General features: G+C 52.5%; 27 protein-coding genes. 10 read left to right on the forward strand and 17 right to left on the reverse strand.

What is annotated here, in order from left to right; translation table 11 throughout:
- Complete coding sequence (locus tag Q4501_RS05290) at positions 1–2,061, forward strand: histidine kinase dimerization/phospho-acceptor domain-containing protein (RefSeq protein WP_303594834.1); 2,061 nt, start codon at positions 1–3, stop codon at positions 2,059–2,061.
- Between the two features lie 16 nt (positions 2,062–2,077).
- Complete coding sequence (locus tag Q4501_RS05295; protein WP_303594836.1) at positions 2,078–3,385, forward strand: DUF3422 family protein; 1,308 nt, start codon at positions 2,078–2,080, stop codon at positions 3,383–3,385.
- Positions 3,386–3,394: 9 nt separating this feature from the next.
- Here the strand turns inward: Q4501_RS05295 and Q4501_RS05300 are convergent, their stop codons facing one another.
- The 4 genes from Q4501_RS05300 to Q4501_RS05315 form a co-directional block, all read right to left on the reverse strand.
- The gene (locus tag Q4501_RS05300) at positions 3,395–4,177 is read right to left on the reverse strand and encodes an ATP-binding protein (RefSeq protein ID WP_303594837.1); all 783 of its coding nucleotides are present in this window, start codon (positions 4,175–4,177) and stop codon (positions 3,395–3,397) included.
- Between the two features lie 180 nt (positions 4,178–4,357).
- Entirely contained in the window at positions 4,358–4,936 is a 579-nt protein-coding gene (locus Q4501_RS05305; protein ID WP_303594839.1) for a porin family protein, read from the reverse strand.
- A 295-nt stretch (positions 4,937–5,231) separates the two neighbouring features.
- Positions 5,232–5,753, reverse strand: a complete 522-nt coding sequence (locus tag Q4501_RS05310) for a hypothetical protein (RefSeq protein ID WP_303594841.1) — start codon at positions 5,751–5,753, stop codon at positions 5,232–5,234.
- On the reverse strand, positions 5,753–6,076 hold the full coding sequence (locus Q4501_RS05315; protein WP_303594843.1) for a YqjD family protein: 324 nt from the start codon (positions 6,074–6,076) through the stop codon (positions 5,753–5,755). The genes Q4501_RS05310 and Q4501_RS05315 overlap by 1 nt, the downstream gene beginning before the upstream one ends.
- 996 nt (positions 6,077–7,072) lie before the next feature.
- Here Q4501_RS05315 and Q4501_RS05320 point away from each other — a divergent pair.
- From Q4501_RS05320 to Q4501_RS18490, 3 genes are all read left to right on the forward strand, one after another.
- Entirely contained in the window at positions 7,073–7,621 is a 549-nt protein-coding gene (locus tag Q4501_RS05320; RefSeq protein ID WP_303594845.1) for an HNH endonuclease family protein, read from the forward strand.
- Between the two features lie 225 nt (positions 7,622–7,846).
- A complete protein-coding gene (locus Q4501_RS05325) occupies positions 7,847–8,695 on the forward strand; it encodes an HNH endonuclease (RefSeq protein ID WP_303594846.1) in 849 nt (282 codons plus the stop codon).
- A gap of 20 nt (positions 8,696–8,715) precedes the next feature.
- Positions 8,716–8,922, forward strand: coding sequence for an integrase core domain-containing protein (locus tag Q4501_RS18490; RefSeq protein WP_368497299.1), 207 nt, complete (start codon positions 8,716–8,718; stop codon positions 8,920–8,922).
- 165 nt (positions 8,923–9,087) lie between these two features.
- On the opposite strand, the gene Q4501_RS05330 is transcribed toward Q4501_RS18490, so the two are convergent.
- From Q4501_RS05330 to Q4501_RS18495, 3 genes are all read right to left on the reverse strand, one after another.
- Positions 9,088–9,606 (reverse strand): hypothetical protein, encoded by a 519-nt coding sequence (locus Q4501_RS05330; protein ID WP_303594848.1) that lies wholly within the window; start codon positions 9,604–9,606, stop codon positions 9,088–9,090.
- Between the two features lie 589 nt (positions 9,607–10,195).
- On the reverse strand, positions 10,196–10,915 hold the full coding sequence (locus Q4501_RS05335) for a retron Ec48 family effector membrane protein (protein WP_303594849.1): 720 nt from the start codon (positions 10,913–10,915) through the stop codon (positions 10,196–10,198).
- Position 10,916: 1 nt separating this feature from the next.
- Entirely contained in the window at positions 10,917–12,155 is a 1,239-nt protein-coding gene (locus Q4501_RS18495; protein WP_368497301.1) for a reverse transcriptase family protein, read from the reverse strand.
- 607 nt (positions 12,156–12,762) lie between these two features.
- On the opposite strand from Q4501_RS18495, the gene Q4501_RS05340 reads away from it, so the two are divergent.
- A complete protein-coding gene (locus Q4501_RS05340) occupies positions 12,763–13,023 on the forward strand; it encodes an acyl-CoA-binding protein (protein ID WP_303594851.1) in 261 nt (86 codons plus the stop codon).
- Positions 13,024–13,107: 84 nt separating this feature from the next.
- Here the strand turns inward: Q4501_RS05340 and Q4501_RS05345 are convergent, their stop codons facing one another.
- A complete protein-coding gene (locus tag Q4501_RS05345) occupies positions 13,108–13,566 on the reverse strand; it encodes a hypothetical protein (RefSeq protein ID WP_303594853.1) in 459 nt (152 codons plus the stop codon).
- Positions 13,567–13,712: 146 nt separating this feature from the next.
- Between Q4501_RS05345 and greB the strand changes: the two genes are divergently transcribed.
- Positions 13,713–14,186 carry a transcription elongation factor GreB gene (gene greB, locus Q4501_RS05350; protein ID WP_303594855.1) on the forward strand — a complete coding sequence of 158 codons (474 nt, stop codon included), beginning with the start codon at positions 13,713–13,715 and terminating at the stop codon, positions 14,184–14,186.
- A 251-nt stretch (positions 14,187–14,437) separates the two neighbouring features.
- Positions 14,438–14,719: a hypothetical protein gene (locus Q4501_RS05355; protein ID WP_303594856.1), complete on the forward strand. Its 282-nt coding sequence runs from the start codon at positions 14,438–14,440 to the stop codon at positions 14,717–14,719.
- A gap of 3 nt (positions 14,720–14,722) precedes the next feature.
- On the opposite strand, the gene Q4501_RS05360 is transcribed toward Q4501_RS05355, so the two are convergent.
- The 8 genes from Q4501_RS05360 to ftsY all read right to left on the reverse strand — a co-directional run bounded on the left by Q4501_RS05360 (position 14,723) and on the right by ftsY (position 22,919).
- Positions 14,723–16,204, reverse strand: a complete 1,482-nt coding sequence (locus tag Q4501_RS05360) for a HAMP domain-containing sensor histidine kinase (protein WP_303594858.1) — start codon at positions 16,202–16,204, stop codon at positions 14,723–14,725.
- A complete protein-coding gene (locus tag Q4501_RS05365) occupies positions 16,191–16,871 on the reverse strand; it encodes a response regulator transcription factor (RefSeq protein ID WP_303594860.1) in 681 nt (226 codons plus the stop codon). The genes Q4501_RS05360 and Q4501_RS05365 overlap by 14 nt, the downstream gene beginning before the upstream one ends.
- 108 nt (positions 16,872–16,979) lie before the next feature.
- Complete coding sequence (hyi, locus tag Q4501_RS05370; protein WP_303594862.1) at positions 16,980–17,753, reverse strand: hydroxypyruvate isomerase; 774 nt, start codon at positions 17,751–17,753, stop codon at positions 16,980–16,982.
- A 6-nt stretch (positions 17,754–17,759) separates the two neighbouring features.
- Positions 17,760–18,671 (reverse strand): NAD(P)-dependent oxidoreductase, encoded by a 912-nt coding sequence (locus Q4501_RS05375; RefSeq protein WP_303594863.1) that lies wholly within the window; start codon positions 18,669–18,671, stop codon positions 17,760–17,762.
- Between the two features lie 235 nt (positions 18,672–18,906).
- Complete coding sequence (rpoH, locus tag Q4501_RS05380; protein WP_303594864.1) at positions 18,907–19,767, reverse strand: RNA polymerase sigma factor RpoH; 861 nt, start codon at positions 19,765–19,767, stop codon at positions 18,907–18,909.
- A gap of 196 nt (positions 19,768–19,963) precedes the next feature.
- A complete protein-coding gene (gene ftsX / locus Q4501_RS05385; RefSeq protein ID WP_303594865.1) occupies positions 19,964–20,977 on the reverse strand; it encodes a permease-like cell division protein FtsX in 1,014 nt (337 codons plus the stop codon).
- Entirely contained in the window at positions 20,967–21,656 is a 690-nt protein-coding gene (gene ftsE, locus Q4501_RS05390) for a cell division ATP-binding protein FtsE (protein ID WP_303594867.1), read from the reverse strand. The genes ftsX and ftsE overlap by 11 nt, the downstream gene beginning before the upstream one ends.
- Before the next feature lie 51 nt (positions 21,657–21,707).
- Positions 21,708–22,919, reverse strand: a complete 1,212-nt coding sequence (gene ftsY, locus Q4501_RS05395) for a signal recognition particle-docking protein FtsY (protein WP_303594868.1) — start codon at positions 22,917–22,919, stop codon at positions 21,708–21,710.
- Positions 22,920–23,100: 181 nt separating this feature from the next.
- On the opposite strand from ftsY, the gene rsmD reads away from it, so the two are divergent.
- Complete coding sequence (rsmD, locus tag Q4501_RS05400) at positions 23,101–23,760, forward strand: 16S rRNA (guanine(966)-N(2))-methyltransferase RsmD (RefSeq protein WP_303594869.1); 660 nt, start codon at positions 23,101–23,103, stop codon at positions 23,758–23,760.
- On the opposite strand, the gene Q4501_RS05405 is transcribed toward rsmD, so the two are convergent.
- Positions 23,736–24,914 carry a fatty acid desaturase gene (locus Q4501_RS05405; RefSeq protein ID WP_303594871.1) on the reverse strand — a complete coding sequence of 393 codons (1,179 nt, stop codon included), beginning with the start codon at positions 24,912–24,914 and terminating at the stop codon, positions 23,736–23,738. The two genes, rsmD and Q4501_RS05405, sit on opposite strands and share 25 nt — an antisense overlap.
- A 158-nt stretch (positions 24,915–25,072) precedes the next feature.
- Here Q4501_RS05405 and mutM point away from each other — a divergent pair, with 158 nt between their 5' ends.
- Positions 25,073–25,885, forward strand: a complete 813-nt coding sequence (gene mutM, locus Q4501_RS05410) for a bifunctional DNA-formamidopyrimidine glycosylase/DNA-(apurinic or apyrimidinic site) lyase (RefSeq protein ID WP_303594872.1) — start codon at positions 25,073–25,075, stop codon at positions 25,883–25,885.
- Positions 25,886–26,027 lie beyond the last annotated feature (142 nt).

A 26,027-nucleotide genomic window follows, 5' to 3' on the forward strand; every position in this document is an offset into this window, starting at 1 on the left:
GTGACCCTCAAACGTCAGCTGTTTGTTGCCAGCCTGTTAATGCTCCTGATCCCGTGGGCGGGCCTGCAATTTGTGCTGGAACTGGATCAGGCGCTGCGACAGCAGGCTCTCCAGCAGTTACAGGATCAGGCTGAAAGACTGGCGCAAACCTCCGGAGATCTCAGCCTCGGGCTTCCTCCTGTGGCACCCCGGACACCCGCCATTTACGTGGAAAATCTCAACAGCCCCCTCAACCTGGACGGCTACAGCGCTGACTGGCCAGGTTACGACGAAGGCGAACAATTCCAGCCCTGGCAGTCTGCCGCTCAGCCAGAGGTGCCAACGGATAACACTGGGCAGCCTACCCTGCGCTGGCAAGCGGCTACCGATCAGCACCACCTGTACCTGTTGATACGCATCGGGAACCGCCAGCCCGTGTTCTTCAAGCCCGATGCGCCAGATCAGGTTCATGATCGACTCTATCTCTGGCTGGAGCCTCCGAGCGGGAACCTGGACCCGGATATCCGGCCCGCCTCATGGCTCATCCGAACCCCCGCACCCGGCAAGGTCTACGCGACTGTTTACAGCACGACGGGTACCGAGCAGAAACCCGATTACCGCATCAGTGGCTACTGGCACAGTGTGGGGGGCGGCTGGCAGCTGGAACTGGAGCTCCCCAAACCGCCGCGAGGCAGTCGCCTGGGCTTTAGCGCGCGGTGGCAGGAAAGCCCGGAATCGGCGCAAATATCCACGCCTACAAACCCGCTACCTATTCTGGTCGAACGCAAACCCGAGCTGGAGCGGCAACTGCTCCAGGAAATGAGCAGAGGGCAAATTGTCCGGTTGGTTGAGCCTGCAGGCTGGGTGGTCGCACAACAGGCAACGCCCGCCCGGCAAGCACAGCCAGAATTCGAAGCACTCAGCCCTCTACAGATTGCTGAGCACATCAGCCTGAATGCCCTGAGGGCGCTGGTACAACTTTACCAACCCACACCTTCAACCCTGGCCGCCAGCACCAACCGGCTCGATATGCATGCCCTGACTGACGAAGGTCTTGTCCGACATGAGGACAACAGCGTTTGGCTGATGACGACTCAACCCGTATTCGGCGGCCGGACTCTGGTACTGGAACAGTCTCTCGATCAACTTCTGACGCTGTCGGGCTCGGCCCTGGGTTCCGTCATCGCCCGCAGCATTCTTATCATCATCGGCCTGACCCTGGTGCTACTGGGCTACGCGAGCTGGCTGTCCTGGCGCATCACCCGTTTACAGCGGGCGGTCAACGCCAGTATCGATAAGGACGGCCGGATTACCGGCACCTTGCCTGCCTCAAAGTCCCGGGATGAACTTGGGCAGCTACAAAATCATTTTGCCCAGATGGCCGACCGGCTGCATGGCTATAACCGATACCTGGAGAGTTTTTCCCGCCGTCTTTCCCATGAACTCAAAACCCCTGTTGCCGTTGTTCGCTCATCCCTGGAGAACCTAACCCACAGCACCACGGACGAAGAGCGCTCGCAATACATAGGGCGAGCGGCTGCGGCTACGGAACGTTTGCGGAAAATTCTCAATGGTATGAGCGAGGCAGCCCGACTGGAGCAGAGCTTTGATCATGCCGACAAGGAAACGTTTGACCTTGCAGACGTCATCAGCCAGGCGACTGCGGCCTACCAGACCCTGGATGAACATCACCAGTTTCAGTACACAGGGCCGGTGTCTGACGTAACCCTGACTGGCTCCCCTGAACTGATCGTGCAACTGCTGGATAAACTGGTGGACAATGCCCGGGATTTCACACCACCTGATGGCCGGATCATCACTGGCCTGGAGCGAACCGAGAACTCGATTTGTCTGTCTGTGTTCAACGAAGGCTCAGCTCTGCCAACGAACCCTGACACCAGTATTTTCAGCCCCTTCGTATCAGTGCGAGAAGGCCGGGAAGAGGGACACTTGGGCCAGGGACTGTTGATTGTCCAACTGATCGCTGATTTTCACAACGGGCGCGTAGAAGCGGTTAATGAAGCCCAAAGCAGCATTGACGGTGTCTGTTTCCGGGTTATCATTCCGGCCACCCATTTATAAAACAGGCCCCCTCACCGTGAGCGAGCTACTTGAATCTCTTGAGATTCACCCCCTCAGGGACGATCTCTATAACGAGCTGCATTCCCGGCCTTACCAGGTTCTCCCCAGTTCCGCCCGGGTTACCCACATTGCGGTGCTAACCACACCGGCCCAACGCGAGCAGCAGTTTAAACATCTGCAGGCCCTGTCTGAGCAATTGGGCTATCCGGCCCCCGAGCAGGAAACCGGTTGTTTTGAGCAAACATTCGGAACACTGAGGGTGCGCAGGGAGATGCACCTGGAGTTTGCCTCCTACACGTTCATTAACCTGGCCGCGAGCGATTCGGAACCTTTTGCCGAAACCGGTATCAGCCCGCTGCCGCAAGCCTGGCTGGAACAACTACCCGGCACGGTCGTTGCGGCCTTCCATCTGGACATACTTCCTGCAGAGGCAGGCGCCGAGGGTGACCCCGACGACATTCGAAAACACTTTGAGGGATTACGACTGGTTGGCAGCAGCCCCCAGGAAGGCGCCGCAAAGGTGTGGGGCACATTCAGGCTGCATACAGATGGTTTCGGCCGCTTTATGGTAGTGAACCATAAGATGTCAGATAGCCAGCTAGGCCGCCTGACCCAGCGGCTTATGGAGATTGAAACCTACCGGCTAATGTCACTGCTGGCGCTGCCCGTAGCCCGGGAGATCACGCCATCGCTCAACGACATGGATCAGAAGCTGGCCATCATCACTCAGGCATTGGCCGACAACCACGATGTGGACGAGCAGCAACTGCTGGCGCAGCTAACCAACATAGCCGCCCGTATTGAAGCGTTCAGGGCGAACGCCACCTTCCGGTTCTCCGCCACCCGCGCCTACCACCGCCTGGTACTGACACGACTGGAAGAACTCAGGGAAGATGAGCTTTCCGGGCACCTTACCCTTACGGAATTCATGACCCGCCGCCTGACTCCGGCCGTCAAAACCTGTGAAGCCGTCAGCGAACGCCTGGAAGATCTTTCAAAACGTGTAGACCGCGCCTCAGACATGATGCGCACCCGGGTAGAGCTGGCGATTCAGAGCCAGAACCAGCAATTACTCAGTTCCATGGACAGGCGCTCGAAAATCCAGTTGATGATGCAGCACACCGTTGAAGGCTTCTCGGTTGTCGCCATCACCTACTACCTGATTGGCCTGCTGAAGCTGATCCTGGACTCGGTTTACGAAGCCGGAATCATCTTCAACAAAACCCTGACTCTGGGCATTGCCATTCCGGTCACGCTGGCGCTGGTATATCTGGGCATACGATTCGTGCACCACCACTTCATGCGTCTGGCCAAACGGCAATAGCCGCAGGCTTCAACCAGGGTTCTCGTTTCCGGAAAACTGCCGATAAAACTGTTGCGCCGTGCGCCCGTTTCGTACGCCCTTGGAAGTTGCAAAGCGGATAGCTTCACGGTGCAGGTCTTCCCGGTCGGAAACCTCTGGAAACAGAGCATCCACTGCCTGAAGGTAAACCTCCTGAGAAAAGGCGTAGAAGGACAATTGCAGGCCAAAACGATCAGCCAGAGAAACCTGTTCTTCTATTGCTTCAGCAGGATGGAGCTCGCCGTCCTGAACTTTGCTGTTCAGGTTGTCGGACATGAACTCCGGCATCAAATGACGACGATTCGAGGTGGCGTAGACTCGAACATTTTCGGGCGGTAGCTCCAGCGACCCTTCAAGCACACTTTTCAGCGCCTTGTACCCGGTTTCACCTACGTCGAAAGACAGGTCATCACAGAAGATGATAAAGCGAAATGGCAGGTCGCAGATATCATCAACAATCTCCGGCAGGTTCACCAGATCGTCCTTGTCTACTTCAATGACGCGCAGGCCATTTTCTTTATAGCGGTTCAGCAATGCCTTGATCAGGGACGATTTGCCGGTTCCCCTGGCCCCCCAAAGAAGCACGTTATTCGAAGGTTCTCCCGCAAGAAAGCGTTCAGTATTGCGCGCCAGAGCCTGTTGCTGACGATCAATACCAGTCAAAGCACCCCATTGAACAGGATCAAGGCGCCTGACTGCACGAAGACCTGCGCGATGGCGGCGCCAAACTGCGGCGGGAGTTGAAGACCAGTCAAAGGGTATATTTCCAGACATTAGCTCTTTTCCTGAACAGCATTAAAGGTCTGTGCCCAGGCTTGTTCCCGGAGCACCGAAAGCTAGTATATCTGCAAGAGCGGCAGACGAGCTATCGGCCGAAGAGAAGGCAGAAAAACAAGCAAAAAAAAGGTGCGGAGACAAAGTCTCCGCACCTTTTTGGGGGTCACATCACTTCGATCAGAACTGGAATTTGAGACCAACCTGAGCGGTATCAAAGTCCGGACCAGAATTGTTCAACTGGCCATTGAAATCATCTTCGTCGATGTCGACGTTATAACGATTGTACTCCAGGAACGTAGTCAGGTGTTCAGTGATGCGGAAGTCTACACCGGCACCGACAACAGGGCTTACATCGTCGTAAGTCTCATCTTCATCGAAAGCATCAACATCAAGCGCGGCAGCAAACGCACCGGCTTTGGCATACACACCGAAGCTCTCGGTGACCGGCAAGCGGCCTATAGCGACAAGCGCTCCACCCTTGAGCTTACCTTCGACATCGTCTTCACCGAAGTTGCCAAAATCCACATAGTTCGCTTCCAGAGCGAAGAATTCGTTGAACTGATAACCGAGGCCTGCTCCGTACAGATCATTCGAATCATCGAAATCGCCGCCGTGTGACTTGTAACCGCCGTAACTACCTTTGATGTACGGGCCAGATGAGTCACGATCGGCTGAGCTCTGGGCGAGAGCCACAGGAGCTGCGAACACGCTGGCGGACAAAACAGTAGCTAGTGCAATACGAGAGTTAGAGTTCATAATGATTCTTCCTCGCTAGTTTGAGTTCCATTCGTTGGTGCGTTTCTAGAGTCACGAAAAGAATTGATCGCTGCCTCTGAAATGCATGCCACTACCCTAGTAGTTCTGTTCCTCGGTTTGGGTTACATCCGGACTAAAATCTATTCATCTTCTCTTAATTTTTTTCTTAAAATGAAAAAATTAGCTGTTTAATCATGAACTTAAAAAAATAGCTCACGCACACCTGAACCAAACACAGGAACCTTGCCAAGCTTGCAGTAAAGAGAATTACGGGGTTATCAGAGGGGCAAACAGATTATTCGGAGGGCGAATTATCCGTCGAATGCGCAGGCGCCTCTTCGGATTCATCACTTTGGGGACTGCCGCCAGAGCCGGCAGATTGTCGCATCAAAGTCATGCCTCCCTGAAGCAACAGGTTTTTCAGTCTCGGGTCACCCTGTTCCACAACACCGACGGCAAAAGCCATCAGAGCTGCCTCGATCGGATTGCCCTGGATCAACGAGCGCAAAACCTCGACGGGTGAACCGCTTCCTGAGCCAGACGGTTTACTTTCATTATCGCTATCGCGCAGCTTTCTGGCGGGACGAGTCATACGGTAGAAAAACAGGGCCAATAGACACAGGCATGCAAGCCCGGTGATTGCCATAGCACCTGGCTCGCCCACAAGGGGAGCCAAGGCCAGGGTTGCTGCGTTAACCAGAAAATAGAAGCCGGTGATCAGCAACGCCGTAAGAAGTACCAGAGCCAGCACGACCCCGGTGAGGGCCGCTACTGCCTTACGAAGGGTGCTCTGGATAGTTGCAGAATCAGGCAGCATCAGCGATCAAGCATTTTGCCAACAATCACGCCCGCCAGGAACATGAGGATAATACTCAGAAACGGCCGCTCCTCAATTTTATGCTCCACACTCTCAACGGACTTTGAGCCAGCCTCAGTAGCGCGGTTCAGAGCCTCATCGCCTCGCTTGCGAAGCTGATCCAACACCGCCCGGGTTTCACGGCTGATTTCACTTTTCAGGTCATTAGCGTTGGACTTCTGGCCATCAGCAACCGCTTTGGTCAGCGATGCCATGTCCTCTCGTAAAAGTTGAAGATCCTCTTTCACGCGGGCGTACTCGTCTTGTGCTGTTTGCTTTTCCATGAGCTGTCTCCTGATTGATTTCTGACTACATTCGACAACGGCCTGGGATGAGCGACTACAAGAGCCCATAAAGCCATACACAAATCACTCTAGCACATGGCCTGATACGCATGACAAGTTACAGCCCAGACAGAAGCACCCAATAAAACCCGAAAAACCGTATTACGCCGCAAAGCAGGACGGTTCGGGCTCATCCTCACGCACACGCAAAAAGCTTGCGAAACGTGGCAAGCCGGTTGCCGTATGGCCGTAATTTGAAGGTGATGCAGGTGCCAGGTGCGGGTGGGTTTTTGCAGCGCATAATCTGGGTTTATTGTGCAGAATAACGAAGCCAAGCCTCTCCTTGGCAGTCACACCACTCTGCAGGTGTCGCGCTTTCCTGGCATCCATGCCGGAGGTAAGCCGTCACTGTGCTAGCAAGTCGACTCTGCTGCAGGTTAAACACTGCGTGCCAAAACTTCTGTAAGCAAAATCTCACACCACCGTAAGCTTTTGCACACACTGTAACTGCGGAGTTATAAGCTTTACTCTTCGAATTCATCGACGCAACGAGCGCTCTTTAAGACAGCCTCGGACGCTAATAGTTGTGATCACTGCAGGCCGTCTAATAGAATTCCCGACAGCCGGGCTTCCCGCAATAACGTATAAGCCGCTAGCATTATTGGCTTTTCTGAGGCGGCATTGAAGCTAATAATGGCTGTAGTAACGCCTTTGGTGTTTTCTGCCTGGCCACTTGGTTAACCCATAGCATTCACCTTTAGAGCGGCTTAAGACACCGTCTTCCGCGGACAAAATTGACCAATGAAACGCAGGATCAGAATAGTTACTTTCTTGGTTGTGAGCACTTTCGGAATGCTCAGCCAACCGGCGATTTCCGACGTAGTGAAAATGTCCAGCAGCGGCCTATGCCATCCTCCGCAGAGCAGGTGGTATGAACGAACACAAAACTATCGGGCTTTTCAATCGCTGGATGACTGCTCAGATGCCGGAGGCAAGTTGCCTAGAGGTGTAACTGAAAAGGCCACATTGATCCTGTCTCAACAAACTCCGGCAATGGCACAAACCTTAGAGTATGAGCGCTCGGCTTTCGGGCATGGTTGGGATGATACAGACGGGGATTGTCAGGACAGTCGGGCTGAAGCCCTTATTGCGACCTCTACCACACCAGTACGATTTGCTACGGACAAGCGCTGTCGTGTTGTTACCGGCCGTTGGGTTAGCTCGTTCACAAATCAGGTTATTCAGAACGCATCCGACATCGATATCGACCATGTGGTGCCGTTAGCCTGGTCTTGGGGTCGCGGGGCAACGCAGTGGTCAAGTGAAAAACGCGAGCGATTTGCGAATGACCCAGTGAATCTTTGGCCAGTCGAGGCAAGTTTGAATCGCAGCAAAGGAGCCAAAGGACCTAACGAATGGTTACCGCCTGCTGGGCATTGCGGTTATGTGGCTCGCTTTTACCGAATAGTGAAGATCTACAAACTCGAGCCGCGACTGGCTGAAAACGAGTGGATACGAGTCTTCCTGAATGACTGCCGAAGCTGACCACCTGTTAGATTGAGGGGGATTACCTCGACCTGGCGGTTGTTTGTGCCAATTGCCATCGGGCGGTCCATAGAACTTCCGACGTAGAAGGTAATTTTTCTAAACTGAAATCTCTATGCTGTTGAAACTTATAGAGTGCAGGCACGGCAACGTCCATTACATTGCGCCTTCGTATTCCTTTCCTGGGCGCGCATGCTGCAAGCGTATACTTACAAGGGAGAGAATGTGGCAGTAAATTTTGAGTATCTTGTCGTCGGACAAGAATATGAGCGTCCTTTTCTCGCAGAGCTATGGGGATACAAAGGATACCAAGCTATATCCAGGGGCGTCGTCACTCCATCCCGTACTAATTTCATCATTCTGTTCGTCACGAAAGAAAAGCAGCAAGCACTTACTCAATACAATGACTACATAGACGGCGATTACCTTCATTGGGAGGGTGAGGAAAAGCACTCTTCAGACAGTAGAATAATAAGTGCAAGTGCCAGCGGTGATGAGATACACCTGTTGTATAGGGATATTCACCATTCGCCGTTTGTTTACTATGGCCAAATCTCCCTTCGAGATTATGAACTACACACCAACGAACCGAGTAAGTTTGTATTTTCTTTGGCGCTTGAGGGGAGTTCGCCGGACCCTATTGCAGATATCGAAAAACATAAGGGCGAATACAGCTCACTTGAAAAGACAGAGCGAGAGTCGGTTGTTAAAAGCCGCGTTGGGCAAGGACTATTTCGCCACCGAGTCATAGAGCTTTGGGGAAGCTGTTCAGTAACAGGCCTTGCAAATTTGTCTCTTTTGAGAGCTTCTCACATTAAACCGTGGCGTGACTGTTCTAACCAAGAACGACTAGACCCTATGAACGGATTACTCCTTCATCCGACGCTAGACCACCTTTTTGATAGCGGATTGGTCACTTTTGAGGAAAATGGAAAAATTCGATTGTCGGATAGACTGTCAGCTGAAGATGCAGAAATCTTGCAACTTGATTCGTCGGAAACCATGAGAAAAGTGCCCGGGAAGCTCAAAGAGTATATGAAGTTCCACCGGGACCATGTGTTTAAAAAAGGTTAACCAGTGGGTAAGCCCCAAACCTGAATGTCCGCTTTGCGACCGAGTATCAGAATGAACACCAGTTTCGGGATCTGATATATGCAACGGAAGTCATTGGTAACTGGCGGCGCGACTACCATGAAAGCCGTCCCCTCTCAGCTTTGACCTTTCAGACACCACCGGAGTTTGCCGTTGGCTTTCGGACTACCAGAAAAGGGGCGAAATTAACCGGCATTGCTATGCAATGAGCGATCCAATGATGGGGAGGGGGCAGGGTCAGGAGCCGGGTGTTTCCAACTCTGGGTGGGCCTAATAAGGAGTCAGCGGCAATTTCCTGTTGTCCCAGGGCTGTTTGGAGTTGCTAATTGGTGCGCGAGTCATTGCCCGCGCAACCAAACCAAGGTCAGAGGGAATCAGAGTTCAGCGGAATCAGAAATGGCCTCTTGAACAGCGGTTTTGACGAGCGGAGCATGTTCTTTTTTATCAAATTTCCAAATGATGGGGCCTGATGCCGTAGAAAGGCGAACAAAGGAATCGACCATAGAGAATTGTTGGAAAAACATGATGAGTGCCATAACCACGCAAAACCCACCAAATATGTACCCTTCCAAAGCGATTGAGGTAAAACCCAGCACCAATGCTATCGTAGCTGCTCGCTTGAGCCCGCTTTTTGGCGGCACGACAGCATCTACGTGCTGAATGTCTCTGATACGGACTGCAGTACCTTTTCCGCTTGCGGGATAAACCTTTTGGCTGGTTACCTTAAGGGGCTTGTCCAGATATACCTTCGGGCTAGAAGCCTCATTGGTCTGGTTAAAATCATGATTGCAGAATCGGCAAGCGGTGGCTTTTGCTTTCACAGTTTCTGCGCACTTCGGGCATTCTTTCGTTTCTACGTTGCCCTCAAGAGCCAGTTGAGCTTCTCCAGCCATTTGTTGAATCCTGTATTGTGCTTTGATAGTCGGATTGAAATTATCTAAACATTATATTATTTCGATCACTTATGTCGACTTCGTTTACATATAAATACAAACTGACTGACCGGAAATTTTCCGGGCAGAAGCCCAATTCCTAACGCTGTTCGTTCGACTCTGACGAGATTTTCCGCACGATATCAGTTAGAGCAGAAGACTTCCCAGGGCCAGTAACATACAAAACTATCGGCAAATCACTAGGGAAGGACTTCCCCCGATTCAGCCGCCTCTTCGCTCAGCAGTGATCGCTCATCCTAAGTGTCCGCTTTGCGACCGTCCGAGGCCTCTCCAATTTCTAAACAAAAGCGGATATCAGTAAGCCTTTTTTAAAGATCCGCACTCATTGGAAAGCAGACCTTTTACCGCGCCGAGATAGACTATTTTGGATGGCCTTGATAGTGCTGATTTGGCGCATGGGCCAGGAGTCTCGGGTGCACCCAGGTAAGTCTACGATTTATTCTTGATGGTGTGACAGGAGTCGTTGAGTTAGCGATAACGGAATGTGTTTTCGCTCACCTCGGTCTGTGAGTGCAGGCCAGCTGAGACACTAAAAGTACGCTGGTTCCGTTAGCTTTTTCAAAGAATCCCCGCCACAAAATTCCTTGTTTGTTGTATTTATTAGTTCGAGAATTTCCTTCTCTGCTTCCTTGAAGTCATTTCTTGGCATAAGTTCAATTCTGACGCCAATCTCTTGTAGAGAGTCACGCATGCGTCTTTGATGGGGTTTATACTCAAATGACGGTGTGCCCGACTGTAAACACTCTTCATTTGACTTGGCTATGCAATTGTCGATTTTGTTGAGCAAATCTTTATATTGATCACCGGTTGTTAACAGGCCTTCTTTGGAACCTGGAAAAATCAGGTTATACCACCGAAAGGTGTCAATAGATTCCTTATTTATCCTTCCCTTCCTTGCTATCTCGTCATTTATAAAATCTTTGAAAGTGTTTAGGTTAAGGAGATGATTAGAGATAGCGTTAGTCTTAGCGGTTGAAATATAATTTAGAACCGCGAAATATATTCCAAGCAAAGTGAATGAGGTGATGGTAAGCGATATCGTTCCTTCCATTGATGATATCGAAAACTCGACAAAGTTCAGAAAATTGCTTATACAGTTTTTGGTTGTGCAAAAATCTCGCTGAAATGCGCTTGCTTCCAATAGCCCTCTAAAAAAGAGGAATGTGGATATAGAAAATCCAATGATAAATATAGTTAGAGCGACCTTGGACGCGGCCCGAAATCTTATATCTAGTGTATTTGCGTCCATTTTAGCTCTCGTAGGATGGTCGGATGAGTTTTAGTCTCGCCCTAAGGTCGTTAGCCGTGTGGACGAAGGTTCTTTGAAGAATATTAAGTCTTTGATGAGCTTTGTTATACCTTCGCCAATACCAATATCTAGAACCTTTTGTTCTGTGGTCCATTTCTAGGTTTGTAACCATCGTAGTGCAACGTTTTATATCCCTTTTTGAAGGGAGGGGCTCGACCTTTTTTAACCTAGAAACCAATTTGGCGTGCTGGTTGTGTCCTACTCGAGCTAGCTTATTTACTCTTCCTAGGCAACGATTATAGTCTTTCCGATAAGGATGGGTGGTTCTGTAATGTCTTTCCTTTGCTACTATTTCGATGTTCTTTACCGCAGCTCTAATATTCTTTACTTCGTGTGAAGCAAGTCGCGGCTCATTAAAGCAAATTCTTAGCCCGTGCACACACAGTGGGGTTGAAGCTTCCCTTTCGATTCTGGTTTTTTGTTCATTTATAGGAAAGTCTTTTTCGTATAACATGTCCGTAATGATCTTCTTTGGAAAAGAAAAATCGTAGTCATGAATCTTTGACGAAACAGTTATGTCATCGACTAGCCGCGTGTAACGCAACCCTTTTCTTAGTAGCCGCTTCGCGACTGTAGGTTCAATATCATGGAGTACCAAGGACGCGAGATAGCTTGAGGTCAACCCACCCTGGGGAACTCGATTCTCATGGCAACAGATATCGGTTAGCACTTCACAAACCGATTTAGGGTATTTGAAGAATTCATTAAAAACATCGTAAACCAAGTCACTATGAATGTTGTCAAAAAAAGACTTTATGTCAATTTTGAGAAGGCTTTTAGCTTTACAGTGCCTGCGAGCGCATGAGATATAGTCTTTCTGGATTTCTTCGCCGTCGATGATCTGATTAGGTATGGACCCAAAAATATAGTTAGGCCACTGAATTGTGCTTGGCTCATTTTTTTGTGGTGCAAATATCCGTTTGTTAATTCTTCTTTGAATTCGGCGAATGAGATAGTGGGGTTTGAATGCGGTCCTTAGTGAGCCATCCGACTTGTTAACTTGAACTTCTTCATAGCGGGCACTGGGTTCGAGGGATAGGGCTTTTTCGAGGTCTGTCTCTGTTATATCGAGGGCAGTACAGAGATTCTTTACGTTCGAAATCGAAGCGGTTGAAACTTTATGAAACAAAAAATCATCCATGACTGCTCCAAAAATACAATATGGAGCTGGCCTGCCCATGCAATAGGGTACAAGTGTAGGTGTCGTATTCACCGGAGATGTCAACCTCTGATGCCACCTAACTCTATCAGCCAGCTCCACCGTCTCTCCCGACTCTGGAGCCAGAGGAGGGAGACCCTACTCTGGGTTCAGAGGCGGCGGACCCTGCGGGGCTCCTACCGACAAGTTCGATAAATATCGAACGCTCATAACGAGCAATTAGAGGTCTATCTTTGACCCGGTTTCCACGAATAAACGGTTCGTTTACGCAGTCACGAGAATATGGGGTCGTAAATGGTATGTCAATATCCGCTCCAGTTCTTCGTTCTACTTCCCGCATGGTCTGTTTACCGTGTTCGACCTAATTTGGATGCGGTTGTGTAAACGTCCCCGTTTTAGTTACATCCCTCATTCGAGTTTTCCGTAAGCTACACGCAGGGAAATTCTGCATAAAAAAATCATAAAACTTTGATCATGTGCAAACTTTTGCCAAAACCGGCTGTTGTTGTGCCTTATTAGCAAAAACGAACGGAGATTCGGTCAATGACTGCTTGCAGTGCCATAGCTATACTCCTACACATCCTGTTGAAACATGACTGAAAGACCCATTACCAAGGAGCAAACAAATATGAGCGACCTGAAAGCCAGATTCGACGAAGCGGTAAACTACATCCAGAATGCGGAAGGTGACTTCAAGCCTTCCAATGAAATGAAGCTGGAGTTTTATGCCTTGTTCAAGCAGGCAACCGCCGGAGATGTGTCGGGCAAACGCCCGGGCATGATGGACTTTGTTGGCCGCGCCAAATACGACGCCTGGGAAAAGTGCAAGGGCATGTCCAAAGATGATGCCATGCAGAAATACATCGATAAACTCGAAGCGCTCAAATAACAAGCCAGCTTGCGTTCCGATCCCGGCAGATATCCGTCGGGATCAAAATCCCCATGCAGGGCATCTGTTAATAGCGTGTACCTGTCAGCGGTCAGTCATATTCACATTGAGTGCATCGTACGTGCGGTTTTCCGGTGGGCGAATCACGTAATTGTTGCTGTGTGTCTGTCCGGGGATGGACTTGGGCGTGCTGAAGCGAAACTCTACCGGTATCTCTGAACGGCCGAGATCTGTCCGGCTATCGCCAGGCTGCAACGCCAGAGGGTCCAGATAAAAATCATCGTCACCTGCCGGCTGCACAGGAACCCCTTCCGCAGGAGCCGCCAGGCCGCCCTCAATCACCGTATCAGACAGGTCGTCTTCAGCGATGGATCTGAAAGGAATGGTTTCCAGTGTTGAACGTTGCTCCAACTCGAACACCAGGCCGTCTCCGGCGTTGCTTTGCGCACTGACAGATCCTGCCACCATGAGCAGGAAAGCTATGGAGATAAGCGCAGAGCGTGTCAATTCAGACGATCTGGCAATAGGATGCAAGACATTCATGGCGCCCTTCCTGAGCTGAGACACGCCTTCGTTGAAAGGTGTCAATTTTTGATCAGTCTATCGCCAAGTTAGTCGTATTTCTCGATTGATTGACCGATTTGTGACAAGTTTCCAAACTCACTCTCAACGCATTAGCCGGAGCAGCCTTGAAAACACCACTTATTACCCGCCAGGGCTATGAAGACTTGCGGAAAGAGCTTGATGAGCTCTGGCGGTTCGAGCGCCCGGAAGTCACGAAAAAAGTGAACTGGGCGGCTAGCCTTGGTGATCGCAGTGAAAACGCTGACTATCAATACAACAAGAAGCGGCTTCGGGAAATCGACCGGCGAGTGCGCTACCTGAGGCGCTGCCTCGAGAATCTCAAGGTGGTTGATCAACGCCCGGAGCAAGAAGGGAAGGTCTTTTTCGGTGCCTGGGTGGAAGTGGAAAACGACGATGGCAAGATTTTGAAATTCAGAATTGTTGGCTACGACGAGATCTTCAACCGCACCGATTATATTTCTATCGATTCGCCAATGGCCCGGGCACTGCTGAAGAAGGAAGTGGGCGACGAGGCGGAGGTAAGAACTGAGGCCGGGACGATTACTTGGTATATCAATGCCATTGAATACAAGGCATAAAAAAACCCCGTCAAAACGGGGTAAGGCTAGCGCTGTGCTGGAGGAAGAAGCAAGCGGCTATTGATGCTTGCTTCTATCTACAGTGCCTATTCTCCACACCCGGTATTACCACGCCCTTGCTGATGGATTACCTTTTAGTCAGGGTGAGAACACAACAGCCGGCACACCGAATTAGGTTGTACACTCTAGGGAACGGCGATAGCTTCCACGTATCAAATCTTTTTATCCGCTTTAGCGTTGGAGATAGCAGAATGAATACACAGAAGTTCCTGGATATGGCCCTTGAGGGCGTCGATGCCTTGGGCTTTCGCCTCGACCAGATGGGCATTACCGGAAAGGTTAATCGCCACAATATTGCGGCTTTGCTGATGCTGGAACAAAAGCATCTTGAGGGTGAGTGGGACAGCATTCAGGTTCGCTTGAACCTTCGCCGCTCACAATTCGAACGGCTTACCCAGCAGATTGAAACCCGCAAAGATGCCTTGGTCGGGCCGGTGCTTTCGCAGGTAAACCGGTTCCGCCCGAGCCACTGAACTTCAGGCGTTGCCGGTTTCTGCAGAAGGGGAAGTGTCTCCGCCGGCAGAATCCGGCGCCTGCTCGGCCTGGGTAGCCTTGATACGTTTGCGTAAACGGATATATGCCGGCATATGCACAGCTACCGTCAGGCCAGGTGGCGTTTCATCCGGGTAGGTATCGCTAAGTATAATCCTGCCCTGATGAATCTCGGCAACAGCACTTACCAGGCTGAGGCCCAAGCCGTTACCCGGAAGTGAGCGGCTCTTGCCAACGCGGTAGAAGCGCTGGAAAACCTGGTCCTTCTCATCATCGGGAATACCAATACCACTGTCCCGAACTTCGAAAACTGCATCTTCTCCCTCTTTTCGCACCGCCACACCGATCGTGCCATGCTCGGGCGTGTATTTAATGGCGTTATCAATCAGGTTGCTGATCATCTGGAACAACAGGTCCCTGTCCCCTTCGATGATGACCCCGGCCTCAAGAGACTGATCAAATACCTGCTCCTTATCCTCAGACAGCGCTTCATAGAGTTCACAGGCATCGGATACCAGCTCATCCAGAGCAACCTGCTTCATATCACCGGAATTGCCCTTGGTTTCCAGGCGGGCGATTCGCAAAAGTGCGTTGAACGTCGCCAGCAACTGGTCCGCTTCTGCAACGGCGCGGCCTGCCTGCTCTCTCGCCTCGTCGTTATCAACGGACATCAGGGTGTTTTCAAGTTGGTTACGCAGGCGCGTCAAAGGGGTGCGAAGATCATGGGCGATGCTGTCAGACACGTGCCGGATACCTTCCATCAGGTAAACAATCCGATCCAGCATCTGGTTAAGGTTTTCCGCGAGCTGATCGAAATCATCCTCTGTACCGCGAGTCGGTATACGGAGGGAGAGGTGTCCGTTCATGATTCGCCGGGAGGTATTATTGATCACTTCAATACGCCGCGTTGTGCTTCGGCTCATTAAAAAGCCGCCAAGCAACGCCAGTGCAAGGGTTATTCCCATACCCCAATTGATGGCCGTTTCAATAACCCGTTTGAGGCTGGTTAGCTCATCAACATCCCGGCCAACCAACAACCTCAACCCACCCTGAACCTCGAAGATGCGGGCCCGGGCAAGCCGCTCGGAGCCGGTCCAACCAACATCCGAGTTGAGCGTAAAATTGATCCAGCCACTTTCCGAGCGGGATCCATCCGGCCAGGTCTCTATGTTGCCTGCCAGTTTTACAAATTCTTCAGTGGTCAGCAGGTAAATGGTTTTGGCATTGGGATCACGTGCGACCCGCTCACGAATAATCGTGATCAGGCCATTTACGCCACGCCCCCGATATTGCTCCGCCAACCCGGCGATTTCAGCTTCAATAGTTTCGTCGGTCTGGGCGGTCATAAAGCCCGCTGTACGCCAGTAAATAAAGGCCAGTAACAAAAATACCGAGGTGGCAAATACCACCATGTACAGCAGGGCAAGCTGGAAGGACGATGTCCTGAGCTGGCTAAGCAGTTTCACGCAACATGTACCCTGCACCCCGGATGGTCTGCAGTAGGGGTGTTTCGAATTCCTTATCGATCTTGGCTCGCAGACGGCTGATGTGCACGTCGATCACGTTGGTCTGGGGATCAAAATGATAATCCCAGACTTTTTCCAGCAGCATGGTCCGGGTGACCACCTGTCCTGCGTTACGCATCAGATATTCAAGCAACCGGAACTCCCGGGGTTGAACATCGATATTCTGACCGGAGCGCTTCACTGTGCGGGCCAGCAGATCCATTTCCAGATCGGCTACCTTCAGCACGGTTTCAGTTTCCGCAGACTGGCGATTTCTGCGTACCAGCGACTCGATCCGGGCCAGGAGCTCGGTGAAAGAGAAAGGCTTGGTAAGATAATCATCACCACCGCCTCTAAGGCCTTCAACGCGATCGTCTACATCGCCCAGCGCGCTGAGGATCAGAACCGGCACCTGGTTTCCCGTGGCACGAACGGTTTTGATGATGGAAAGCCCATCCATGCCCGGAAGCATACGGTCGACAATCATGATGTCGTACTCGCCACTGGCGGCCATCATCATTCCGTCTTTGCCGTCAGCAGCGTGATCGACCACAAAGTCTGATTCCTTCAGACCTTTAACGAGATAATTTGCTACGTCCTGATCGTCTTCGATTACCAGCGCTTTCACCGGATCCCCTCCTGATAGCGAATTACATTAACAACAGAGTACGAATAACTCGGGACACCGGCCAGTTACGATCTTGTAAGAGGGTGTCGCCAATGGCGACGGTCGGGTCTAGGCCGTTATCCAGTGCAGGCTTTCTGTTGTGGCGCCTGAGGGCCGGTATTCGGCACTTACCCAGCCGTCATAATCCATCTTATCGATGGCGGCGAAAACATTCGGAAAGTTAATCTCTCCGGTTCCTGGTTCGTTCCTGCCGGGGTTATCCGCAAACTGTATGTGACCAATCCATGGCAGCAGGCACTCCATGGAGCGCATAAGGTCCCCGTGCATGATCTGCATATGGTATATGTCGTACTGCAAGCGCAAGTTATCCGCATCAATTTCCTCGATCAGCGCAATAACCTTACCGGAGGTATCGAGAAAAAATCTGGGCATGTCGACCCGTGAATTGATGGCTTCCAGGCACAGTGTAATGCCCTCATCCGCAAGCTTGTCAGCCGCCCATGCAACATTGGCTGCCAACGTTTTCCAGGCCGTCTCTTCATCCAGCTCCACCGGTTTCAGGCCGGCCAGGCAGTTCAACCGTTTGCAATCCAGTTCCCGCGCATATTCGATCGCCTGATCCACCCCGGCGCGAAACTCTTCAACCCGATCCGGAAGGCAGGCAATGCCACGCTCGCCGGCATCCCAGTCACCCGGGGGCAGATTGAACAGAACCTGCGTAAGACCATTGTCTTTTAGCGCACTGGAGAGCATTTCTTTGGGCCAGGCGTAGGGAAAAAGATACTCGACACCGGTAAACCCGGCCTCAGCCGCTTTGGCAAAGCGCTCAGGGAAGGGTACTTCGGTAAACAGCATAGACAGATTGGCAGCGAAACGCGGCATGGGCAATTACTCCTTGGGGCCCGGGCCGGTAGCACCAAGGCGGGTTCCGTTAATGTGTTCCAGTTCCAGCAACAAGCCGCTGTGATCAGCATCACTATGGCCATTGGCTACCAGAGACAAATATTCATTATGCACTTGTTGCGACAGTGGCAGCGTTAACCCCTCTGCCCGAGCCTCATCCAGGATCATACGCAGATCCTTCAGCTGGATACGGGCAGGCGCACCAGGTGCAAAATCGCGGTCAATCATGCGCTGACCATGCAACTCCAGAATCCGGCTGCCGGCAAAGCCTCCCATCAGCGCCTCGCGCACTGCCGCCGGATCCGCACCGCCCTTGGCGGCCAATAGAAGGGCTTCAGACACTGCCCCGATGGTAATGCCCACAATCGCCTGGTTTGCCAGCTTGGCAAGCTGCCCGGCCCCCACAGGGCCAATCCGCGTGCACTTGCCGAGCACCTCAAACACTGGCCTAGCCCGGGAGACATTTTCCTCAGAGCCGCCAGCCATAATACTCAAGCGCGCTTCCTGCGCTCCCAGAGTGCCACCGGAAACCGGAGCATCCACATAACCTGCGCCTTTTTCAGCCGCAAGCGCAGCGTGACGACGAGCCACCGAGGGCTGAACGGAGCTCATATCAATTAGCAGAGCCCCCGGTTTGATGGCTTCCAATGCGCCGCTTGCAACCAACACCTGTTCCACCACATCGCTGTTTTCCAGCATGGTGATCACAACATCTGCTGTTCGCACGGCATCTGCAGGAGTGTCAGCAATCGTTGCTTCACTAGCAAACGGCTCGCACTTGCTGGCTGTGCGGTTCCAAAGAGTCATGGGGAAACCAGCATCCAGCAGATTGCGGGTCATGGGAGCACCCATCAGGCCAATGCCGAGAAATGCGATCTGAGGAACTTCTTTTGTCATTTTAGCGGTCTCGATTTCAAGTATCGGGAAGAAGCAATTGGGCAGGCCTTTGCAAAACCGTGCGGAGCCATGGATGGCGGAGCCGAGCGTACAGGGATGTATTCACAGCGTGTTGTGGAAGGGCCTGTCCAATTGCTTCGTACACCAGACTATAAGATACAAAAGGCGCAAACAAAAACGCCACCAACCGAAACGGTGGTGGCGTTCTCAAAGTGCTTTCAGATGACCTACCAGATCAGGCAGCTTCAACCATCTGCAACCGGATCTTCTTCATGGCATTCTTCTCAAGCTGTCGAATACGCTCAGCAGAAATGCCGTACTTGTCAGCCAACTGATGAAGCGTTGCCTTGTTCTCGGATAACCAACGCTCACGCAGAATATCCTGGCTACGCTCATCCAGCGCTCCCAATGCCTGCATCAGGCGACCATTGGAATCCTCAGTCCAGTCCGAGTTCTCGAGCTGAACAGCCGGATCGCTACGGTGGTCTTCAAGATAATACGCCGGCGCTTTGTAAGCCGTGTCGTCGTCATCATCCATGGGACCGTCAAAGGCCGTGTCGTGAGAAGACAGGCGACCTTCCATTTCCCGAACCACCCTGGGTTCAACTCCCAGATCCTCAGCTACTGCATTCAGTTCGTCGTGGCTCAGCCAAGCCAGCTTTTTCTTCTGGCTGCGCAGATTAAAAAACAGTTTGCGCTGGGATTTGGTGGTGGCCACTTTCACTATGCGCCAGTTGCGCAGAATGAACTCGTGAATTTCTGCCTTAATCCAATGCACAGCAAAGGAAACCAACCGAACTCCGTATTCCGGATTAAAGCGCTTGACGGCCTTCATCAGGCCCACATTCCCTTCCTGGATAAGATCTGCTTGCGCCAGGCCATAACCTGAATAACTGCGCGCAATATGAACAACAAATCGCAGGTGAGAGAGCACCAATTGACGAGCCGCATCTACGTCTTCGTCATAGTGAAGGCGCTCGGCAAGCTCCTTTTCTTCATCCACAGTGAGAACCGGGATACGGCTCGCAGCCTGTATGTAAGCCTCAAGATTGGCGCCCGGAACCAGTTTATCAATGAGCTGTAAGCTCGTACCCATGCTTTAACCTCCGAACCTGACGACCGCATAATATATGCGAATAAAAATTAGACCGTCAAGAGCCTTAAAAGTTCCCGAAATTCTCAATAAAACGTTTTAAATCAACAAAATGAGAAATTCACCATAACTTTTTCAGTTAACAACCTACCCTGAAACAAGCCGTAGCTTCAATACGCTTTTACCGCAATCCGGATCATCACCCTCCGGCAATCTCGCCTGGCTCGATGTCATCCAGGTGACGCTTTACCGCAACCCAAGCGCCCAGCCAGCCTAGCAGCATCGCTACAATAATCAATGCAAGTATCCCATCAACACCCAGCCCGTTAAGCGAGAAGTCACTGCGATACAACCCTGCCAGACGTTCAACCGGGCCGCTCAGCCACCACAGCGAAGCCTGAAGCAGTATCCAGGCAACAACGCCGCCGCCCAGGCCAAACCAGGCCCCTGTGTACAGGAATGGCCGGCGCACGAACCCATCCGTACCGCCAACCAGCTTCGCCACCAGAATCTCATCACGGCGGCTTTCAATAGACAGCCGTACAGTGTTGCCGATCACCAGCACTACAGCTGCTGCGAGCAGTATTGCAAGTGCCCATATAGCCCTTGCAAGCAGATCTGTCATGGCATTCAGGCGCTGCAACCAACCCAGATCCACCTGAACTCGCTCAACGCCATCCATACCCTCAATAAAGGTCACCAACGCCGCGACACCATCTGCGGACCGGGTATTCTCCTCGGGTGTGATAAGCAATGTGTGAGGCAAGGGATTCTCTTCCAGATAATCCAGTGCCTCATCGAGCCCCGACGAGGCCCGGAACTCCGCCAGCGCCTGGTCTTTATCGACCAGCTCCAGCTCCGTCACACGTCCATCCGAACCGATTTCCCCCGCAAGCTTTCGGGTTTGCTCAAGACTGGCATCCTGCTTCATGTAGGCAGTTACACGAGCGCTACTCTCCCACCCTGCACTCACGCCCTGGAGACTGGTTAAAAGCAGCAATAGCGCAACCGGTAGTGCCAGCGCAACGCCCATAACTGTCCAGGTCATCAGGCTTGCCACGGGTGTTCGCCACAGGCGGCCGGCACTGTCTCGGGCTACTTTTCGGTGATGGGTGAAATAGGAATCTGCCTGCTCGCGCCAAGGCGAACGAGCTACTCTCGCTCCCCTTGCCGGGTCCGGTTTGCGAGGCCTTGATGATGAATCAGTTGCCACTCGCACCTCCCTGCAACGGCGTGCCACCGGCAATCAGGTTGCCATGGTCCAGTGTCAGTGTGCGCCGACCCATCTCGTTGATCAGGGCAAGGTCGTGACTGGCGATCAGTACGGTTACTCCGACCTGACTGAATTGGGCAAACAGATTCATGATATCGGCAGACAGCTTTGGATCCAGGTTACCTGTAGGCTCATCTGCCAGCAGTAAGGGTGGCTTGTTCACCACAGCGCGGGCAATGCCCACGCGCTGCTGCTCACCGCCGGAGAGCTGCAAAGGGTTCATTTTTTCCTTGCTGAGCAAGCCGACTTTATCCAGCGCCGCACGAACCCGACGCCCCGCATCGCGAGGGGAAGCTCCCATCACTTCCAGCGGCATGGCCACGTTATCAAACACGGTCCGGTCAAAAAGCAGTTGGTGGTTCTGGAATACCACTCCGATGTGCCTGCGAATATAGGGAATTTGCCGCCGCGGCAGGCGGTTCAGCACCTGCCCGCCAACCACAACTTCACCGGCACTTGGCCGCTCCATCACCATGAGCAGTTTCAGCAGCGTGCTTTTTCCCGCACCTGAGTGCCCGGTCAAAAACGCCAGTTCACCACGGCCCATATGGAAATTTACCTGGCGCAGCGCCGTATGGTCACTGTCATACCGTTTGGTAACCTGGCGGAATTCGATCATGGTGGGCTACTGCTCCAAAAAACCGGATCATGCGATAAACTGTTCAGTCGTTTATTCAGCAAACAAGGCATCCACAAACGTCTCGGCATCAAAGCTGCGCAAGTCATCAACCTGCTCGCCAACGCCGATGAAGCGGATGGGAAGCTGCAACTGACGGGCAATGGCAAATACGATACCGCCTTTGGCTGTGCCGTCCAGCTTCGTTAAGGTAATACCACTTACGCCAACGGCTTTCTGGAAGACCTGGGCCTGGCTAAGAGCGTTCTGCCCCGTGCCGGCATCCAGCACCAACATCACTTCATGGGGCGCAGAGTCATCCAGCTTTTTCATCACCCGGACGACCTTTTCCAGCTCGCCCATCAGGTTGTCCTTGTTTTGCAATCGGCCTGCGGTGTCGGCAATCACTACGTCCACGCCGCGGGATTTACCGGACTGAATGGCATCGAAGATCACCGAAGCGCTGTCGGCTCCGGTGTGCTGAGCTACAACCGGAACATCATTGCGCTCACCCCAGACCTGAAGCTGCTCGACCGCAGCAGCACGGAAGGTATCACCGGCCGCCAGCATGACTGACTTGCCTTCGCTCTGAAGCTTTTTGGTGAGTTTGCCAATGGTCGTGGTTTTGCCGACGCCGTTTACGCCAACCATCAGGATCACGTAAGGCGTTGTGCCCGAGTCAATCACCAGTGGCTTGGTGACACCCTTGAGAAGGCCATGCAGTTCGTCACGCAGGGCTTTACGCAGAGCTTCACCATCCTTGAGCTGGTTACGCTGGAGCTTGTCAGTAAGGGACTCAATAATTTCTGACGTGGCGGTCACGCCCACATCCGCCATCAGCAGTGTGGTTTCAATCTCTTCCAGCAACTCTTCATCGATTTTCTTGCCGACGGAGAACAGATCCGCCATACCGCCGGTCAGGCTTGCACGGGTTTTTCCCAGACCCTGCTTGATACGCTCAAAAACACTGACCTGTGGCTCGGGCTCAGGTTCCGGAGTTTTTACCGGCTCGGGCGCAGGCTCTGGCGCCACCTCAGGTTCCGCGGTTACCGGTGTTTCACTGACTTCCTCAGATACAGGCTCCGGGGCTACCTCTGTCGTTGCCTTCTCGGGCGGAGCTGCAGGCTCTGGACCTTTTACGGCCTCAGGCTTGCGCTGAGGAACAGGTTTCGGTCGCGGGACACGGCCGCGATTGCTGGCGATATCCAGAACAAACAGGAGTACTAGAAGGGCCAGAAGGCCGATTGAAATCCACTCTGCCATCATAAAGTCATACCATCATTCTGAATGGGCGGGACGAATAGAGCGCACATTCTAGCAGAGTGTCTGCGGGAAGTGAGGATCGCGTGAATTATCACCAAAGGTCCGGTTTCCGCTAAGATACGCGACATACAGTGGCTATGCAGTGGCTATGCAATGACTATGATCAGCTTCCGGAGCTAACACCATGACGCGCAGAAAACCCGGAGGCCCGCTCCCTCCAAACAAGCACAAAAAGGAAGCTACCGCGAGACAAAGCCAGAAGCAGAATGCAGCAGGTGAGCTGCGCATCATTGGTGGAGACTGGCGTAGCCGAAAACTCCGCTTCCCGGATGCGGGAGGGGTGCGCCCTACTCCGGCACGCACACGAGAAACCCTGTTCAACTGGCTTTCATTTCATCTGGCGGGAAGTGACTGTCTGGATCTGTTTTCCGGTTCCGGCGCGCTTGGCCTGGAAGCACTCTCCAGAGGCGCCGCCCATGCCACACTTGTTGACAATAACGCTGCTCTGTCAACCGCCCTGCGGAGCAATCTCAGGCTACTCGGATCTGATTCCGGCACTGTAATATGCGCCAACGTGGACACTTACCTGAGCCAGCGCACAAGGCCGCCGTTCGATATCATTTTCATGGACCCACCCTTCCGGCAAGGCTGGCTGGCAACCCTGCTCCCAATGCTGGACGCTCAGGGCTGGGTTAAACCCGGTGGTTGGGTTTACGTGGAGCACGAAAGCGACCTCCCGGCCCCGACGGCTCCCGCCAGCTGGCAACTACACCGACAGAAGACCGCCGGGCAAGTCACCTACTGCCTATACAGGGTGGCTCAGGCTGCAGGGCGCAGCGAGTAGGCCCGCAAATGGGCTGCAAAATCTTCCAGATACCGGATACCGCTGGTTTCTGCCTCTTTGCACCATTCCATCAATGCCTGCAATTTATCCTGGGGCTTGAGCCCACGCTGGCGCCAGAGGGCCTGTAACTCATGGCTCTTCTCGTAGATCTGGCGCAAAACAGCATTGCTCTCCAGAAGCGACTCCAGCGTTTCTTTTTCCCGGGGCTTTATCAACGTTACTTCCCGCGACAAAAGCTGCTTGAGCTTGCGATACCGGGGGCGGATCTCATCATCCATAAGACTCTTCTGCTGGCGCAAAACAGGCTCCGTCACCCGCTTACGGTATTGACGCATAATATCAAAGCGGTTGTTGGCAATGGCCTGCACTGTTTCCACATCCACCTCCTGCTTGCCGGGCACATAGTGGGCAATCGGGCGATAGCCTTTTGGCTTGGCAAGGCCGAATAGTTGAAACAGGCGAATATAACCCCAGCCAATATCCACTTCGTACCAGCGACGCGAAAGCTTGGATGAATTCGGATAGGTATGATGGTTGTTGTGCAGCTCTTCACCGCCAATAAGCAGCCCCAGAGGAGAAATATTGCGGGCGTTATCAGCACACTCAAAATTACGATAGCCCATCCAGTGACCAATTCCATTCACAACACCGGCGGCCCAGATGGGGATCCAGGCCATCTGCAAAGCCCATATCCAGATACCATGAACACCAAAGAGTGCCAGATCGATCAATGCCATCAGTGTAATGCCCGCCATTCTGTAGCGGCTGTACAGGTTGCGCTCAATCCAATCTTCCGGAGTACGCTGACCGTATCGCTCAAGGTTCTCCGGCGTTGCTGCTGAAGCATAGAGCTCGGCGCCCTCGAGAAGCACTTTCTTTATACCCAGTACCACCGGGCTATGCGGATCTTCTTCCGTCTCGCACTTGGCGTGATGCTTGCGGTGGATCGCGGTCCATTCTTTGGTATTCTGAGCTGTGGTCAGCCATAACCAGAAGCGAAAGAAGTGCTTGAGTACAGGGTGCAAATCCAGTGAGTTATGAGCCGAATGACGGTGCAGGTAGAGTGTCACACTGATAATCGTGACATGGGTCATGCCCAGAAAAACCAGAATCAGTTGCGTCACCGACAGGTCAAGAAGACCGTTAAACCACATAGTTAATCCTCAAATCAAAATCCAAGGCCGCAGAAAAGCGCCAATGGCCGTACTTTAGCGTACAGGTGTTAGCCAGAACAACAGACTTTGATGGCAATTTTGTTACCGTTCACACTTGAGCAACACGACCCCAAACACCCGATCCGGAGAACGGCTGCGTGCCCGAATTACCTGAAGTTGAAACCACACGACGCGGTATCGCGCCTTACTGCGAAGGCCAGGCCGTCACTCACGTAAATGTGCGAAATGGCAGGCTGAGATGGCTGGTACCGGAAGATCTTGCGGCACAGATGGAAGGCCAGACAATCCGGACTGTGGATCGCCGCGCCAAATACCTTTTTCTTAATTTGGACCATGGGACAGCCATCATCCATCTGGGCATGTCCGGAAGCCTTCGTGTCATCACCGGCGACACACCTGCACTGAAGCACGACCATATCGACCTCACACTGGGTTCCGGCGTTATTCTGCGCTTTAACGATCCGCGCCGGTTTGGCTGCTGGCTATGGGCCGATTCTGCAGCGTCGCATCCGCTGATCGCCAGCCTGGGGCCCGAACCACTGTCGCCAGACTTCAGCGGCCGAATGCTGTTCCAGTTATCACGAAGTAAAAATACGCCGGTCAAATCCTTCATCATGGACAGCCACGTGGTTGTAGGTGTGGGAAACATCTATGCCAATGAAGCTCTGTTCAAAGCCGGGATTCACCCTGGGCGCAAGGCTGGCCGAATCAGTCTCGACCGTTACCTTCGGCTTGCGGAGGCCATCAAAGAAACCCTGAGCGCCGCCATTCTGATGGGCGGCACAACTCTGCGGGACTTCGTCAACAGCGACGGAAAACCTGGCTACTTCGCCCAGTCACTTCTGGTATATGGTCGAACCGGGGAGCCGTGTACCGAATGCGAGAAACCGCTAAAGGAAGTGCGCATGAGCGGGCGGTCTACGGTTTACTGCACCAGGTGTCAGCGGTAGATCCTTGCGACCTTCTGCTCTAACGGCATGGAGTTGCACAATTCGCAACGAAAATTCGTTTGAAAATACGCAAATATGATTCATAGTTAACAGAGGATTAATCCCCGGGAGTTACAATAAGGTTCGATCTATCCGATTCGAA

Source organism: Marinobacter sp. 2_MG-2023 (genome assembly GCF_030546935.1).
Classification (GTDB): Bacteria; Pseudomonadota; Gammaproteobacteria; order Pseudomonadales; family Oleiphilaceae; genus Marinobacter.

Bases quoted from the DNA above. Each gene is read 5' to 3' on its own strand.
- Q4501_RS05300 (WP_303594837.1), bottom strand. From the start codon at position 4,177: ATGTCTGGAAATATACCCTTTGACTGGTCTTCAACTCCCGCCGCAGTT.
- Q4501_RS05305 (WP_303594839.1), bottom strand. From the start codon at position 4,936: ATGAACTCTAACTCTCGTATTGCACTAGCTACTGTTTTGTCCGCCAGC.
- Q4501_RS05310 (WP_303594841.1), bottom strand. From the start codon at position 5,753: ATGCTGCCTGATTCTGCAACTATCCAGAGCACCCTTCGTAAGGCAGTA.
- Q4501_RS05315 (WP_303594843.1), bottom strand. From the start codon at position 6,076: ATGGAAAAGCAAACAGCACAAGACGAGTACGCCCGCGTGAAAGAGGAT.
- Q4501_RS05330 (WP_303594848.1), bottom strand. From the start codon at position 9,606: ATGGCTGGAGAAGCTCAACTGGCTCTTGAGGGCAACGTAGAAACGAAA.
- Q4501_RS05335 (WP_303594849.1), bottom strand. From the start codon at position 10,915: ATGGACGCAAATACACTAGATATAAGATTTCGGGCCGCGTCCAAGGTC.
- Q4501_RS18495 (WP_368497301.1), bottom strand. From the start codon at position 12,155: ATGGGCAGGCCAGCTCCATATTGTATTTTTGGAGCAGTCATGGATGAT.
- Q4501_RS05340 (WP_303594851.1), top strand. From the start codon at position 12,763: ATGAGCGACCTGAAAGCCAGATTCGACGAAGCGGTAAACTACATCCAG.
- Q4501_RS05345 (WP_303594853.1), bottom strand. From the start codon at position 13,566: ATGAATGTCTTGCATCCTATTGCCAGATCGTCTGAATTGACACGCTCT.
- Q4501_RS05355 (WP_303594856.1), top strand. From the start codon at position 14,438: ATGAATACACAGAAGTTCCTGGATATGGCCCTTGAGGGCGTCGATGCC.
- hyi (WP_303594862.1), bottom strand. From the start codon at position 17,753: ATGCCGCGTTTCGCTGCCAATCTGTCTATGCTGTTTACCGAAGTACCC.
- Q4501_RS05375 (WP_303594863.1), bottom strand. From the start codon at position 18,671: ATGACAAAAGAAGTTCCTCAGATCGCATTTCTCGGCATTGGCCTGATG.
- rpoH (WP_303594864.1), bottom strand. From the start codon at position 19,767: ATGGGTACGAGCTTACAGCTCATTGATAAACTGGTTCCGGGCGCCAAT.
- ftsE (WP_303594867.1), bottom strand. From the start codon at position 21,656: ATGATCGAATTCCGCCAGGTTACCAAACGGTATGACAGTGACCATACG.
- ftsY (WP_303594868.1), bottom strand. From the start codon at position 22,919: ATGATGGCAGAGTGGATTTCAATCGGCCTTCTGGCCCTTCTAGTACTC.
- rsmD (WP_303594869.1), top strand. From the start codon at position 23,101: ATGACGCGCAGAAAACCCGGAGGCCCGCTCCCTCCAAACAAGCACAAA.
- Q4501_RS05405 (WP_303594871.1), bottom strand. From the start codon at position 24,914: ATGTGGTTTAACGGTCTTCTTGACCTGTCGGTGACGCAACTGATTCTG.